This is a genomic window from Treponema sp. OMZ 855 (genome assembly GCF_024181145.1).
Classification (GTDB): Bacteria; Spirochaetota; Spirochaetia; order Treponematales; family Treponemataceae; genus Treponema.
This window is the reverse complement of record NZ_CP051194.1, coordinates 914,348-929,259: the sequence shown is the minus strand read 5'-3', so window position 1 is coordinate 929,259 and position 14,912 is coordinate 914,348. Positions and strand designations below refer to the sequence as shown.

The window sequence follows — 14,912 nt, the reverse complement described above, 5'->3', positions numbered from 1 at the left end:
CAGCGGCTCACATCAGAAACGAGCCGGCAAAACAGATTACACCCGCAAGCAATGCATACACAACAAAGTATTTAAACACTGCCGCAAGAATTTTACTGTCGGAACCGGTAATACCGATAGCTCCCGCACCGATTGCAATATTCTGCGGACATACCATTTTACCGATACCGGCTCCCATCACGTTTGCTGCAGTAATCCAATAGGGATTTAGATTGAGCGAAAGAGCGGTTTCGAGCTGTAAATTCCCAAAAAGGACGTTGGTCGAGGTACCCGACCCTGTTATAAACGCGCCCAATACCCCGATAAGCGGCGCAACAAAGGGATACACAGGCCCGGTTGCAACAACAGCCGAACGGGCAATATCGGAAATCATCCCGCTGTATATCATCACTTTGGCAGTTGCCAAAACACTGCAAATCGTTACGAAGGTTCTCCAATATTTTTTTAGGGTAAAACCCAATACACTTGCCATTTCGAACAATGAAGCTTTTTGAATAAGCCCTCCGCAGATAGCCGCTATAAATATCACCACTCCCGGAGTATTTATCCAGCTGAATGTAAGCGGCTTGCCTCCTTCTCCCGTATAAATCATAAACGAATGTTTGAAATCCTTAATGGCGTTATGCACCGGAGGACAGAGCTTTGAGGTCAGAATTAACAATACAAAGATGAGCATAAACGGCGCCCACGCTCTAAGGCCTTCGGCAAAGCCGATATGCGCTGCCGGTACTGTTGTCCCTACCCCAACAGTTTTTACGGAATATTCCGATTCGATTTTTGCGGTACCGGGAGCCTCATTACGTTTCCTTTTAGCGAATTTTGCCGCAAGGATTACGCAGAGCATCGAACAAATTGAACCGACAATAGTCGGAAGTTCGGGACCTAGCAATTGTGCAAAAAGAAGATAGGGAACAACGAACGACAGCGACGCGATCAACGTAATATGCCACACGCCTTTTAATGCTTTTACTCCGTCGCCGCAGATTACCACCGCAAGGAACGGTGAAAGAAACGTATGAAAGGCCTGTATGAGCGCGGCATGTGCGGCAAGCTGCTGCAAGTCCAACCCTGTAATGGTAGCAAGAGTCGCTGTCGGCACTCCTGCCGAGCCGAACGCAGTCGGCGTCGTATTTGCAACAAGACAAGCCGTTACCGCATTGATGGGATTAAGACCTATTCCGGCAAGAATCGATGCGGGAATGGCGACCGCAGTACCGAACCCGGCCATACCTTCCATAAAATTACCGAACTCACAGCCGATAATCAGCATCAGTATTCTTTTATCATCGGAAATACCGATCAGCATTCCTTTGATCTTTTCCATCGCGCCGGTGTGTATCGTTAAATTGTATGTAAAAAGAGCGGCAACAATAATCAAATAGATCGGCCAGAGCGCATAGGCAGCTCCTTCAAACATAGCGGACGAGATATGTAGCGGAGGCAATTTCCAATACAATGCAGCTAACATTGCCGTTATCAGCAACGCAATACCGCAGGCTTTACAACTGCTCATCTTGAGTTTGCTTAAAGAAATAATAAGCCAGACAATCGGCAGCATTGCAAGCATAAAATTAATCAGTATCATATATTATTTCATCCTTCAAGGTAAACGCATCATCGGTTAAAATGGTTGAACAAATCTTGATGCCGGTCGAAAAAATTTTGCATGGCAGTAAGAATTATTGTACGAATTTTTTCTTTATTTTGATTAAATACATCCTTATCGCTGAATAATTCGTGCATAACCAGCATACCGTGAAAAATTTTAAACAGAAAATATTCTTGATGCCGGATAATAGCCAGAAGTTCCAGTTCTTGTTGGGGGGTGTAGTGTAAGGTTTTTATCAACAGCTCAAAGGCTTGTTTCTCCAATTGAAAATACAATGTTTCATAATCGCGGTCATAAGGAATTTCCGCTAAAAACATCAAGTAGAGTTTTTTTTCGGGTACTTCATCAAAGAGCTTCGCCATACAAGCGTCTGTCATAACCTCGGCAAGCGATTCGGTACCGGCCGACTCCTGCACAATCTTTTCGGTTCGTTCATACCGGAAATAATTTCCGTTTTGCATAATATCGAAAAGGATTGCCTTTGTCGTTTTATAATATTGGTATACGCCGCCCTTGGAGAGTGTCGTGCGTTTTACCACATCTTCCATTGTCGTATAGCGGAAGCCTTTCTCTAAAAATACTTTTTTTGCAGCTTCCTGTATCTCCGCCTCGCGGGCAGATTTTGACTGCCGTTTAAATTTAGCCATAAGCTGTATAATATCAGACAGGCTTACAGCCCGCAAGACTTAAAGGAGTTAACGCGAGAAGTCAAAGGGCCTCTTCAACGCAGGCGGGCAAAGCTCACACGTCAACACGCGCTAAAGTCCGAGCTTGTCGGCGATAGCACACATCGCTGCAAGGGCTAATTCAGCAAATTCCGGAAACGGTATCCCGATATTTTCTATCGACATCATCGCACCTCTATCGGCGCCGGCTGCAAATCCGGTTGCTTTCATTTTCTTGACAATGGATTTAACCTTAACGCTTGTAATCTTTTTATCGGGATAAACAAGTGTAACGGCAGTAATAAATCCGGTAATAGGATCGGCTGCAAAGAGCGCTTTTTCAAAAAGTGTTTGCGGTACGGCGCCCGTATCGGGATTATGAGCGATAATAGCGCTGTACATTTCCTCACAGCCGAAATTCTGTTTCTTTAACAACTCAACCGTTACGGGGCCGTGCCGTTCAGGGTGCTCCTGCCAATTGGAAACGTCCATATCCAAATCATGGAGCAGACCGGTAATCCCCCACAGTTCTTCATCCGCCGGCGAAAGCCGTTTTGCAAGCGCACGCATAACAGCTTCAACAGCGAACGAATGCGCTATGATGTGCTCTGTCGTAACATATTGATTGAGTAATGCCTCTGCCGTATCTCTCTCAATGTTCATAGATGACTCCTATAAAAATTTTGTAGAAAGGCAGCAGCTTAAAAAATTTTAACCAGTGCTGCCTGTATGCGGCTTATTAATATTTCCTCAATATATTACCAGCAAATACCGGCTCCCGCAAGCGGTTTCCCTAAATGCCTTATAACGTTAAGAATGCTCCCGGACCGAGCGGTAAACCGGTTACATACCAAATAATCATCAAACCGAGCCATGAAAGCAAGAATGCGATTGAATACGGCAACATCATCGAAATCAATGTTCCGAGACCGGAGTCATCATCATACTTTTTCATAAAGACAACGATCATCGCAAAATAGCTCATCAACGGAGTAATGATATTGGTGCTGGAATCTCCGATACGGTATGCAACCTGCGTTAAAGCCGGTGAAAGGCCGAGGTTTACCATCATCGGTACGAAGATCGGCGCCATAATAGCCCATTTTGCAGAAGCGGAACCGATAAAGAGGTTCAAGAAGGCGGAAATAATTACGAATGCGATGATTAACGGCAAACCGGTAAAACCGATACTCTTTAAGAAGTTGGCGCCGTTTACGGAAATGATTGTTCCAAGGTTTGTCTTACCGAAGTAGCTGACAAACTGTGCCGCAAAGAATGCCAGTACGAGGTAGCCGGCCATTGAACTCATTCCGTGTGTCATTCCTTTTACGAGGTCTCCGGAGCTCTTAATTTTTCCTAATTTCTTACCATATACTAAACCGGGTATCAAGAAAAGGAGTAAAATAACGGGAAGCAAACCACCGTGCATAAAGTTGCTGAGAGAACTGACACCTGTTTTGGGATTTACTTCGCTTAAAATGGCGAGAGACGGAAGACCGGGTAAACCGAACATCCCGACGAGAAGCACGGCTACCATAATCAGAATGGAAATACCGGCAAGTTTTAATCCCTTTGTTTCTTCTGCGGAAACAGGCATATTGTCCGGCTTATACGTTCCGTGATATTCACCTAAGTTCTTTTCTACGATTTTTTCGGTTACCAAAGTTCCAACGATTGTCAACAATACTGTTGAAGCCATCATAAAGTACCAGTTACAGGTAGGATCGAGCGGGATATCCATACCGGCATTGTGAAGCGCTTCAATAGTGATACCGGTTAACAGCGGGTCGGTGGTTCCCAGAACGAGGTTTGCGGAGAAGCCGCCGGAAACACCGGCAAAGGCTGCAGCAAGACCTGCGAGCGGATGCCGTCCGGCATTCGCAAATACAATAGCTCCGAGCGGAATAACTACAACATAACCGGCATCGGAAGCAATGTTACTCATAATACCGGCAAAAACGACAACAGCAGTCATCAGCCGGGGGTTAACATTGGTGAGGAGCTTTTTCAACGAGGTATTGATGAGCCCTGTCCACTCGGCAACGCCGATACCAAGCATTGCGACCAATACTGTACCGAGCGGCGCAAAACCGGTAAAGTTTTTCGTTGCGCTGTTCAAAATATAGCGAAATCCCTCGACATTCAAAAGTGAAATAGCCTTTATGGTTACTTCCTGTCCTTTTTTCGCGTCAAAGTAGGTAACCGGCGCACCGACAGCCGCTACAATGGCAGAAATAAAGACAACGATAATGCTGAGAATAAAGAATAGCATCGCCGGATGAGGCAACTTATTCCCGATCCTTTCAACACCTTTGAGAAAGCCCGAGACTTCCTTGTTCTTTTTTGTACTCATAAGAACTCCTAGAAAATGGTTTTCGCATATCATAATGCGATAATACTGTCATATTATATACGATGATTCCCGTATTAGCAAATATAAATTTTAGTAATATCAATATTTTTTTCCCATATAAATCTACCGTAATCCGCGAAAAGCGGTTGATGCGGTGTACTATTAGACATCTCTAAAAATGAAAGTTTTTAGAAGTTCCCAATTGATGAACTGTTATATATGGTTGACAATCTATTTCCATTTATATATAGTTCTTTTTATCAAATAACTGACGATATCGTCAGTTTCTATTTTAGGAGTTCTTATGACGGATAAACGGGAAGAGCTTGTATCGGGAAATATATTCAAGCTCATGTTAAAGTTGGGTATACCGGGCATTATCGGTATGCTGGTGATCAGCTTGTACAGCTTTGTCGATGCAATGTTTGTCGGGCGGTATGTAGGTGAAAAAGCGCTCGGCGCAATCAGCGTTGCGTATGCTTTTACGTTGGTGAATAACGGCATTGCGGTACTGATCGGGATGGGCTCCGCCTCGATTTTGTCGCGGGCAGTCGGCAGAAAAGATCAAAAGACCATCGATGCGGTGATGGGTAACGTCTTTGTACTGGCAGTGATGATGTCATCCGCGGTGATGATCGTCGGCTACATCTTTGCACCGCAACTGTTGAGCCTTATCGGAGCGGAAGGTGAAATGCATGCAATGGGCGTGCAGTATTTACGGATTGTATACCTCGGCTCCATATTCGTAAACTTTGGACAGGCTTCTAATATGGTGCTGCGCGGCGAAGGAAGAATTGCACTTGCGATGATTATCATGGGATCAGGCGCCGTGCTGAATCTTGTGCTCGATGCGCTCTTTATCATCGTATTCAAGCAGGGGCTTGCAGGAGCTGCCGTTGCGACGGTTATTTCTCAGGCAGTTTTTGCACTGTTCAGCTTTTTCTACTTTTTGTGTTTCAGCAAAAATGTCCGCTTTAAAACCTTTAAATTGGATAAATCGATTGTCGGAGAAACAATTGCAATCGGTATGTCCGGTATGATTATGCAGGTACTTTCGTTGGTACAGCAAACAGTCATGTATTCGACGTTGAAAAAATACGGTGGAGAAGATCAAGTAGTTCTGATGGGCGCATTCTTCCGGTACTTGATGCTGAGCTTTATTCCGCTGTGGGGATTAAGCCAAGGGTACCAGCCCTTTGTCGGCACGAATTTCGGCGCAGGACTTTTTGACCGGGTAAAAAAAGGAACCGGTATGTTCTACGGCTTCGGTCTTTTGCTCGCAATAACGGCATGGGCTATCTTTTTGCTGAGTCCCGAAAAGGTATTGGGCTTGTTCATCGATAACCCCGTACTCGTAGCACAGGGAAAAACCAATACCGTTACCGCTATGATCATCTTCCCTGCGCTTGCCATTATGATATTGAACATGACGCTCTTTCAGGCTATCGGAAAGCCGAAGCCTGCTGGTATTTTAGCAATTTCCCGCCAGCTCGTGCTTTTTGTGCCTGCCGTGCTTATTCTTCCTCATTTTTTCGGAGCGCGGGGAATATGGCTTGCAATGCCGCTCGTTGACGGAATTGTCGTCGTGCTCTCCGTCATCATCATGATAAAGATATTCGCAACCGACCTTGCAAAAAAGTAATATTTTGCGAATGCAGCTGTGTCGTTTATTTTCAAAAGGGATCAAGGCTTATACCATTGTGCAAGACCTTTTGCAAAAGCATCGGCAGCTTGCTGAGGAGTTTTTTTACCTTTCATAACGGCAATTACTCCTTCATTCATCAAAGTATAGCCGGACGGTGTCCCGTTCATTAACTTAGGCCACACAAAGCGAACATCCTGTCCCCGTCCGGTAAGGAGTGCGTATATTTCGGCACTTTGAGGACTCGTGATAGTATGAGCCCCATTGAACATAGAATAAAAACCGCTCGGCAGATATTTTGAGACAATGGCGGTACCTTCGGTCGTACAAAGCCACGCTAAGAAGTCCCGAGCTTCTTTTTGATGTGCTCCGTTCGCATTCATCGCGATTCCGACATCGACATGGAAGCAAATTTCCGGTTGTTTTCCAGCCGGAGGCGGAAAAGCGAAATTCCCCCACTCAAATGATGACTCTTTAAAACTATCAAGCGTCCACGACCCGTCGGCATACATAGCCGCTTTACCTGTTGCAAAAAGCATATTTGAATCGGCATACGTTAACGACTCAAAATTTTCGGGACAATAAGGAGCAATATCCTTCATTGCAGTAAAGGCGGCAATCATATCGCTATCGTTAAAGGGACGCAAACCGTTTTCATATTTATGCCGGCCTTTTTCACCACCGATAAAGTTCGGTAATAGCCCCATCATAAAACATTCATTGATATCCCAGCCATCGGCAAGTCCGTTTGCAAACGGGGTATACCCGGCATCTTTTAGCTCTTTACAGGCAAGCAACAGATCTTCCCATGTAGTAGGAATAGGGAGCCCAACCCTTGCAAAAATCTCCTTATTATAGTAAATACTCTGCACAACGGCGGCAATGGGAACCGCAAAGGATTTACCGTCGGCACCACGCCATGCTTCTCTACTGCTTTCGGAAAAATTTTCCTGCAAATAGGGCAAATCGTTTATATCTGCAAAAAAACCTTTCTCATACAGCTCTTCTTCCGCTGTATAAGATCGGGCAAACATTAAATCCGGTCCAATTCCATTGTCCAGCTGTGAACGCAGCTCAGCATTGTAATTGGTAGGATTAATCGGCTTAAATTGAATACATACACCGCTCACTTTTTCATATTCAGCAAGCAAACGTTTCCACGCTTCCGAATCATCTGTGCGCCATGAACCTAGTGTTAAAACAACCTTTTCGGTACTGCCTTTTTTTGTATGCGTTTCCGTGCTTTTTGTGCATCCAATAGAGACCAAGCCGGCACTTACTATCATCAAAAGACTCAGTATACCTGCGGTTACTCGTTTCCGCATTTTTTCCCCTCCTCAATTATGGCGAGTAAAATTAATCCCTCTCAAATCTTTTGTAAAAATACCCGTAACTTACACCGGTAAACGGTATCTGTCAATCTGTTAAAATAAATAAATCAATAGAGTAAGAATAGAAGACAATTTAAAAATTAGCAAGAAAATAAATACCGAGAAAGATAGCCAAACGTGCTTTCTCTGCCGAAAGCTTAGGCTGCGCCGTAAGGCATTCAAGGTAATACCAAAAAAGTCCGAAATCGGGATCAATACGAATCGCGTACTCTAAAAACCCTTCATTGTCGATTTGCGATCCGAAAAGCAATAACACCACATCATGCAAGACACCGAGGCATTCAGGCAATAATTCCGCATAATCAACAGGATTTTCCGCCTGCTGCATGGATTCACAAAAACAGCGGAGCCGATAAAGCACATCTTCTTTGACATCTTCGTCGGCTTTTTCTACCCACATCTTATCGACAAGCAGCCGTACGTTTTTTTCAAAGCTGCGGATAAGGTTGATTTGATAGTGCTGCGTAATCGGTTCAGCACCGGTAAACACCTGTTCAAATGTCCCCCCTGCATGAAAAGCCCTGGCAATAAGCAGCGCTTGTACGGCAAGTGCTTCGGCATCCTCTGAAGAGAGAAACGCCGGAAGATATTCAACGGCGGCCTTATGTATTTGTTCCGGCAGTTGCATATCGATATCGTTAAAAATAGATTGGAGCATGCCTAAAAATGGTATTTAATTTATTTTTTGTCAAGTAGTTTCCGCTTTAAAATGCCCCATTATTTTACCGGCCGAATAAACCTTTTAGCGTACTGCCGGCCGCATCTTTGAGCGCATCTTTGCCTGCCTGCTCGATGCGTTTCATAACTTCGGCTTTGCTTTCTTCCAGTTTTTTTTGCAGCATATCGGCAGCTTGTTTTTGATTCATAACAAGTTTTTCAATACTGCCGAAATCACCCAGCTTTTCGTTTAAAGGACCGGTGTATTTTTCCAATTCGGCTTGAGCTTCTTTAAGCGCCTTTTGCTTTATGGCTGAAAGTTCTTTGTTGATTCCTTTTTGCAGCGCAGCAAGAAAAACCTTGTCCGCATCGGTTGCAATGTCCATATTCAAATCAGACTGGGAAAACTCCGCCTTGATTTTAAACCGCATATTTTTAACCGCTGCAAGCGACTCATTGTAAATGCGCGAAATAAAATCGGGTTCAAACGAATCAGCCGTAAGGCGCACTTCGTCGAAGCTAAAATCCGCGTCGATACCAACATGCCCGTCGCGCTCAGCCTGTATACCCGCCTGTATTTTCGCCCTGCCCTCAAAAGACGGAACGCCGGCAATGTCAAGTACGGAAGCGCCGATCGCCTGCAAAGCTGAAGAGGGATTAAACGCAGCGCTATAGCCACTTCCGGTATATTGCATTTTCAATAAGGGATAATTGAGTTTCTCTCCGACATTTACGAGTCCTTCTCCATTGTGCATACGCTTGCTTTCGAAAAAAGCACTTTCGTCAAAATGAGCACTGAACGATACGGGCTTTCCCCAGCGGTCAGGATCATTTGAAATATCGTTTATGCGTCCTTCAAAACCCGTTCCGTTTGCAAGCATTTGCTGAATTAAAAATGACGGATATATGTCTGCGCGGTATTGGATTGTTCTGCCCAGAAGCCGCCGGACTTCTTGACGGGTCTTTTGTTTTTTTGCCGCCTTTTTTGATCCCTTGTTGAAATTGAGCGCAGCATTAAACGCTTTTTCCGCATACGGATAATATTTTCCGAGGACGTTGTATGCAGCGGCTTTTATAGTTTGTGCGAAAATGTTTTTTCCGTCGGCAACCGTAAACGAGCGGATTTTATTGATTTCTCCGTTAACAAAATCGGTATCCTTTTTTACTGCGTTGAACGCTTCCTTTGCGGCAAGCTGCACGGCCTTACCGTCTTTTTGCAAATCCTTAACCGTCGCGTCGCTCAACGCTACAAGTTTTTGACCGTTTTTTATCGCAGCGTTAAGTTCTTCCAAGACCGTCTTCAATTCGGCAATGTCTTTAATTGCCTGATAATCGCGCCCGATGACTTTTTCCGAGCTTTTTCGAAAATCGTTTACGGCAGATTCCAGTTCTGCAGGACGCTTTTCCCACACCGCTACAATTTGAGCGACTGTCTCCTGTGCCTTTTGCGCCGCAGCAGGCGTTTGCAGCTGTTTAAGTGCGTTGTCCAAAAACTTTTGAGGATTCAAACTTTCGAACATCGACGAAACGATTTTTTTGCCCTGTTCAAGTGCATCTTTTTGCCGCTCTTTTATAAGCAACGCTATTTTACTATCACCGGCATCTTTATCCTGCGCTTTTTTTACAGCCGCCGGAAGCTCGCCCGATGTTTTGCGATCGGTTCCGAATGCCATGCCGGAAACTTCGAGGTTTTGACACACAAAGCGTTTTTTTAAAAGCTGCGTTAAATTAAAATCGAGCTGAATTTTTTGCGCTTCAAAAACGTTTTTCATCGGTGCATTTTTATCCGCAGCAGCAAGACCGCGCACGGTAACCGATGCATCCAAGATACCGACGTGAACCGAAGCGATATCGACTTTAGCACCCGTGATTTTTTGCAAACCTGCCGTTAAAGCACGCTTTGCAAGCGGATCTTTAAACATAAGAACGGCAAGCACAACACCGACAACAACAGCTGCAACGGCGGCAAGCGGCACGAGGTTTATGCGTCCTTTTTGCCGCTTTATCTGTTTGCTTAAAATTTTTAAGCGCTTAAAATCTTTTACGTCGTATTCGATACGATGAATCCGCAATTTAGCCGGATCCTCTTCATCGGCGTAAAACTGTGCCGCAACAAATTCGCGGTCTGCCGGTATATAGAGCTTTTTAAGCAGTTTTTTTTCGAGCGCCTTTTCCGTATATGTCTTTTTAAACATCCAGGGAAGTTTTTTGAAAGGTATCTTCTTTTGTTCTTGTGTCATATTTATACCTCGGTAAAAAAGCCGGCAATTTTCGCGACAAAGGGAACGTGATAAAGAGCCTGCACGAATTTACTCCGTGCAAGCGCCGGCGCAAGATATGTGCGCCACGATTTAGCGAAAATCCTTATCACAATGTATACCGGAATATACAGTATCAAGCTGAATACAATAGATCCGGCGACTATCGTGTTGTTAAATTTCGTAAAGGCGACAAAAGGAATGTCGAGCAAAGCGGCATAGACCGGCTTCAACGACGAAAAGGTCAGCACGGCATAGCCTAACGAGTCGAACAGCGGATCAAAAAATCGGGCGAACAAACTTGCAACCAGTACCGTGAGCAAAAAGGCTCCCCTGTTCACACGCACAAAAAGAAAAAACACAAACAGCAGGTACCACAGCACGTTATCCTTCGGCATAAAACCGAGGAGCATTCCGATTGCAACGGCGTGAGCGATTTCCCCCGGATGTGAATTCGTATTGAGCGATTTAAGCAGTTTTACAATGTACGAAAACATATTTTCTCCGTTTTACAGTTTCGATAAAGCTGTTTTACAGCTCTTCGCATTTTTTTGCGGGTATATTATTCAACATTACCGTATCGATTATGCTTTTCTTTACAGCTCATTCATTTGAGACACTCATCAGCATCTTTGGAAGATGATACCGCTTTTTATCAAATCTTTCAATGCTGCCGCATCCCCGAAACCGCGTCTACTCCGTTGCTGAGCTATCAGTGATTCGTGCGCCGTATCCGAAAAAAATATCGGAATGCGATGTTGTCAGAGCATCGGGAAATTAAATCATGCGAACGAATAAATCATTATAATAAAATAACTTATTTCATAACACCTATAAGTAATTTTCGAGAGCAATTTTCCAAATATTGACTTTATCGCTCATTTCTGCTTTACTGATCGAATGAAAAAAGCAATCGTTTTTGCTGCCGTTATATTCGGCTTTTATATAACAGCATTTTGTCAATCCATTACGACCGCAAGCGTCTTTTTTGCCGGAATGTCCGAACAATACGGTGCACTCTCGGATTACACAGCTAATCTCACCGTTTCAACCGGCTCCGGCTCAAAGGTTCAGACAATGGAAGCCACCGTCTACTTTAAACGGCCGAATCGGCTCCGCATTGATTTTACCAAACCGAACGAGCAGGTCATTCTTTTCACCGGCGACACATTGACCATTTATGTTCCCTCCTATCGGATGGTGTTAAACCAAACGATAGAAAAAGATTCCTCTGCGGGTACAGCCAACCTTGCCACGCCCCAAGGCCTATCGCTGTTGAAACGCTCGTACACCATTGCGTATGAAACAGGAGCCGCACCTCAGCCTTTGGAAGAAGGCTCCTCCGAGCAGGTCGTGGTACTTGCTCTTAATAGACGGTCGGCTTCAGAAACTTTTAGAAATATCCGGCTGCTTGTTTCGCCTGAAACGAAGCTTATCAGACGAATTGAAGCATGGCCCATTTCGGGCAGCAAGATCACATTTGATTTTTCATATTATCGATTGAATACAGGAATTCCGGATTCCCGCTTTTTATACGATATACCGCCGAATGCGGATATGATGAATAATTTTTTATTTGAAGAATAATGGAACAATTACCCCGCCGAAATATAGGAAGGAATAGATGCAGGATATAGGCAATGTATTAGAAACAGCACGGAATGAAAAACAAATAGGGCTTGAACAGGCTTCGCGGGAAACAAATATTGCCCGCCGCTATTTAGAGGCGCTTGAAACCGGTATGTATGAAGTCTTTCCCGGAGAGCCGTATGTTGTCGGATTTCTACGGAATTATGCAGAATACTTAGGCTTAAATCCTAATGAATGTGTTACATTGTATAAACAGGCAAGAATACAAGAAACAGCGGTTCCACCTGAAACACTTATCCCGCAAAAGTCATTTACCGTTCCCCGCAGCGTATTTATCGGAATAGGAGCATTCCTGCTTTTAATAGCAATCTTTTTCGTCGGTAAAATATTGATTACAAAAATCGGTACAGCGATGAAAGACAGACCCGTACAACCGGCTAAGCAAACGGAAATTATAGAAAAAAAAGAGAATGCCGCCTACACGCTTTCCCAAGAAGTCTTTGAAAAACGGCTCTTTAAGGGCGATACGATTACACTCCCCATCAATGGAAAAGATTACCGAATACAAGTTGAAAAAACAGCACCTGAACTGTATCTTGCAACGGATATCGGAACACAAATCATTGCATTAGGTCAGAGCCTTGTATTGGATCTGAACGGCGATGTTACTGCCGATGTGAAAATTTCCGTTGAAGATATCGATACATCCGATGAATCGAAAGGCGCATTGGTGGAAATACTCACCACAGGTTTTTCGGAACCGGTTTCTACAGAAACACCCGCAATAAAAATTCCCGATCAGGCAGTTCAGCCCGAATCTGCAAAATACAAAGTACTGTTCGATGCTGGTTCTGCATATCCGGTAACATTGAATGCAACATTCCGAAGCTATTGTCTTTTCCGCTATGAGCAGGACAAAGCCAACCGTGACGAACGGTACTATCAAAAATCGGAACAGCTGACGGTTCAGGCAAATAACGGTATCCGTATTTGGGCATCAAATGGAAATGCCGTTAAAATGCAAATTATTGCAGGCGGAAAAACTATCGATATAGAAGTCAGCCGTCCGGGCGAAGTCATCGTTAAGGATTTAAAATGGGTCAAAGATGATGAATCGGGACGTTATAAATTTGTGGTAATGGAAGTTGACTAAGCGTTTCTTTCTTGATCAGCATGGATGTGCTAAAAATCAAGTAGACGGTGAGCTGCTTATCGGTATCTTAACCGATAAGGGCTGGCAAAAAACTATCGAACCCGAAAACGCCGATCTCATCATTGTCAATTCGTGCGGCTTTATCGAACCGGCGAAACGAGAATCGATTGAAGCCGTTATCACCGCCCGGACAGCCTATCCTCAGGCAAAAATTTTGCTGGCAGGCTGCTTGGCGGAACGGTATGGCGACATCTTTAAAACCGACTTTGAAGAAGCCGATGCCTTTTTCGGTAACGGGGACTTATCGCAGCTCCCCATACTTCTCGACCAACTCTTTCCGGTTGCTCAGCAGCAACAATCGCCGAACGAACATGATCAATCGATTCATTCTACCGAACACAGCCGGCCATTTCTTAAACCGGTGCAGGAAGGCGTATGCTGCGGACAGCGCTCTGAATTATTAAACTTTCCACGTTCCGCCTTTATCAAAATTACCGAAGGCTGCGATAATTGCTGCTCATTTTGTGCGATACCGTTGATACGCGGCTCAGTGAGAAGCCGGCCGCTTGACAGTATTGTCGATGAGATACGGGGGTTTGTGCAGCAAGGATATAAAGAATTTAATCTTATCGGGCAAGACCTGGCAGTGTATGACGCCGCACCGCCTCTAGATAAGCTCAGTAGCCGGCTTAACAACAGCCTACCCGCATTGCCGGTTCAAACGAAACAGGGGCATTCGGGATTAGCACAGCTTTTACGCGCGATTTCCGGTATTGAAGGAACATTCAGCGTCCGGCTGCTCTACATCCACCCCGATCATTTTCCGCCGGATATCTTGCCGATTATGACTGCCGACACCCGCTTTCTCCCCTACTTTGATATTCCCTTTCAGTCCGGCTCAGATCCGATCATCCGTGCGATGAACCGTTGCGGTTCTGCCGAAACCTACCTGAAGTTAATAGAAACCATCCGCGCAGCTTTCCGCACGGCGGAAAGTCCCTACGGGGAGGCGGTTATCCGTACCACCTTTCTAACAGGCTTTCCGGGAGAAACTCAAGCTGATTTCGAGCGGACGGCAGCCTTTTTACAGGCAGCCCAGACTCTCTGGTCGGGAGCATTTGCCTATTCGCAGGAGGAAGGAACCAAGGCTGCCGATATGAAAAAACAGGTGCCGGCAAAAATTGCCGAACAGCGCAAGACAGCCCTTAACGAACTGCAATTAAAGATTACCGAACAAAAACTTGCCGCTTTTTGCGGACTGGAAACGGACGTTCTTATCGAAGAGATTATCCCGCAAGAGCAAAACCATGAAGAAGAAAACACACAATGCTGCATTGCGCTCGGTCGGGCATGGTTTCAAGCGCCGGAAGTAGACGGGGCTGTAGTTGTCAATTTTTCCAAAGCGCAAAAAGACAGCGAAGGGCAGCCGATAACTGCCGGCAGTCTGGTTCGAGTACGGATTACCGCCCTGCGCGGGATTGACCTCGAAGCGGACGCACTCTGAGTTTAACCGGCTTTTTAAAGATATGATAATCCGTATATATGTGCCATAGCTGTAAGTTAATGCTTTCTTTTATATCACCTCTATAATCCT

The 14,912-nt window shown here is 44.9% G+C and carries 12 protein-coding genes; 4 read left to right on the top strand and 8 right to left on the bottom strand.

Going from position 1 to position 14,912, the window contains the following annotated elements; all coding sequences use genetic code 11:
- Positions 1-7: 7 nt before the first annotated feature.
- The 4 genes from E4N65_RS04230 to E4N65_RS04215 all read right to left on the bottom strand — a co-directional run bounded on the left by E4N65_RS04230 (position 8) and on the right by E4N65_RS04215 (position 4,627).
- The gene (locus E4N65_RS04230) at positions 8-1,585 is read right to left on the bottom strand and encodes an L-lactate permease (protein WP_253674194.1); all 1,578 of its coding nucleotides are present in this window, start codon (positions 1,583-1,585) and stop codon (positions 8-10) included.
- A gap of 29 nt (positions 1,586-1,614) precedes the next feature.
- Positions 1,615-2,256: a TetR/AcrR family transcriptional regulator gene (locus E4N65_RS04225; protein ID WP_253674191.1), complete on the bottom strand. Its 642-nt coding sequence runs from the start codon at positions 2,254-2,256 to the stop codon at positions 1,615-1,617.
- Between the two features lie 111 nt (positions 2,257-2,367).
- Entirely contained in the window at positions 2,368-2,937 is a 570-nt protein-coding gene (locus E4N65_RS04220) for an HD domain-containing protein (RefSeq protein ID WP_044012851.1), read from the bottom strand.
- A 139-nt stretch (positions 2,938-3,076) separates the two neighbouring features.
- Positions 3,077-4,627: an AbgT family transporter gene (locus tag E4N65_RS04215; RefSeq protein WP_253674189.1), complete on the bottom strand. Its 1,551-nt coding sequence runs from the start codon at positions 4,625-4,627 to the stop codon at positions 3,077-3,079.
- A gap of 304 nt (positions 4,628-4,931) precedes the next feature.
- On the opposite strand from E4N65_RS04215, the gene E4N65_RS04210 reads away from it, so the two are divergent.
- On the top strand, positions 4,932-6,269 hold the full coding sequence (locus tag E4N65_RS04210) for an MATE family efflux transporter (protein ID WP_253674187.1): 1,338 nt from the start codon (positions 4,932-4,934) through the stop codon (positions 6,267-6,269).
- Between the two features lie 41 nt (positions 6,270-6,310).
- On the opposite strand, the gene E4N65_RS04205 is transcribed toward E4N65_RS04210, so the two are convergent.
- The 4 genes from E4N65_RS04205 to E4N65_RS04190 all read right to left on the bottom strand — a co-directional run bounded on the left by E4N65_RS04205 (position 6,311) and on the right by E4N65_RS04190 (position 11,072).
- Positions 6,311-7,594 (bottom strand): ABC transporter substrate-binding protein, encoded by a 1,284-nt coding sequence (locus E4N65_RS04205; RefSeq protein ID WP_253674185.1) that lies wholly within the window; start codon positions 7,592-7,594, stop codon positions 6,311-6,313.
- A 139-nt stretch (positions 7,595-7,733) separates the two neighbouring features.
- Positions 7,734-8,288, bottom strand: a complete 555-nt coding sequence (locus tag E4N65_RS04200; RefSeq protein WP_253674183.1) for a hypothetical protein — start codon at positions 8,286-8,288, stop codon at positions 7,734-7,736.
- A gap of 94 nt (positions 8,289-8,382) precedes the next feature.
- Positions 8,383-10,557, bottom strand: coding sequence for a TIGR03545 family protein (locus tag E4N65_RS04195; RefSeq protein WP_044012864.1), 2,175 nt, complete (start codon positions 10,555-10,557; stop codon positions 8,383-8,385).
- A gap of 2 nt (positions 10,558-10,559) precedes the next feature.
- The gene (locus E4N65_RS04190) at positions 10,560-11,072 is read right to left on the bottom strand and encodes a TIGR03546 family protein (protein WP_044012867.1); all 513 of its coding nucleotides are present in this window, start codon (positions 11,070-11,072) and stop codon (positions 10,560-10,562) included.
- Between the two features lie 403 nt (positions 11,073-11,475).
- Between E4N65_RS04190 and E4N65_RS04185 the strand changes: the two genes are divergently transcribed.
- Genes E4N65_RS04185 through E4N65_RS04175 form a run of 3 tightly spaced genes read left to right on the top strand, consistent with a single transcriptional unit; the run spans position 11,476 to position 14,822 of the window.
- Complete coding sequence (locus tag E4N65_RS04185) at positions 11,476-12,162, top strand: LolA family protein (protein ID WP_044012871.1); 687 nt, start codon at positions 11,476-11,478, stop codon at positions 12,160-12,162.
- Positions 12,163-12,199: 37 nt separating this feature from the next.
- The gene (locus E4N65_RS04180; RefSeq protein ID WP_044012875.1) at positions 12,200-13,318 is read left to right on the top strand and encodes a helix-turn-helix domain-containing protein; all 1,119 of its coding nucleotides are present in this window, start codon (positions 12,200-12,202) and stop codon (positions 13,316-13,318) included.
- Positions 13,311-14,822 (top strand): MiaB/RimO family radical SAM methylthiotransferase, encoded by a 1,512-nt coding sequence (locus E4N65_RS04175; protein WP_253674182.1) that lies wholly within the window; start codon positions 13,311-13,313, stop codon positions 14,820-14,822. Before E4N65_RS04180 ends, E4N65_RS04175 begins: the two co-directional genes overlap by 8 nt.
- Positions 14,823-14,912 lie beyond the last annotated feature (90 nt).

Bases quoted from the DNA above. Each gene is read 5' to 3' on its own strand.
- E4N65_RS04230 (WP_253674194.1), bottom strand. From the start codon at position 1,585: ATGATACTGATTAATTTTATGCTTGCAATGCTGCCGATTGTCTGGCTT.
- E4N65_RS04225 (WP_253674191.1), bottom strand. From the start codon at position 2,256: ATGGCTAAATTTAAACGGCAGTCAAAATCTGCCCGCGAGGCGGAGATA.
- E4N65_RS04220 (WP_044012851.1), bottom strand. From the start codon at position 2,937: ATGAACATTGAGAGAGATACGGCAGAGGCATTACTCAATCAATATGTT.
- E4N65_RS04215 (WP_253674189.1), bottom strand. From the start codon at position 4,627: ATGAGTACAAAAAAGAACAAGGAAGTCTCGGGCTTTCTCAAAGGTGTT.
- E4N65_RS04210 (WP_253674187.1), top strand. From the start codon at position 4,932: ATGACGGATAAACGGGAAGAGCTTGTATCGGGAAATATATTCAAGCTC.
- E4N65_RS04205 (WP_253674185.1), bottom strand. From the start codon at position 7,594: ATGCGGAAACGAGTAACCGCAGGTATACTGAGTCTTTTGATGATAGTA.
- E4N65_RS04200 (WP_253674183.1), bottom strand. From the start codon at position 8,288: ATGCAACTGCCGGAACAAATACATAAGGCCGCCGTTGAATATCTTCCG.
- E4N65_RS04195 (WP_044012864.1), bottom strand. From the start codon at position 10,557: ATGACACAAGAACAAAAGAAGATACCTTTCAAAAAACTTCCCTGGATG.
- E4N65_RS04190 (WP_044012867.1), bottom strand. From the start codon at position 11,072: ATGTTTTCGTACATTGTAAAACTGCTTAAATCGCTCAATACGAATTCA.
- E4N65_RS04185 (WP_044012871.1), top strand. From the start codon at position 11,476: ATGAAAAAAGCAATCGTTTTTGCTGCCGTTATATTCGGCTTTTATATA.
- E4N65_RS04180 (WP_044012875.1), top strand. From the start codon at position 12,200: ATGCAGGATATAGGCAATGTATTAGAAACAGCACGGAATGAAAAACAA.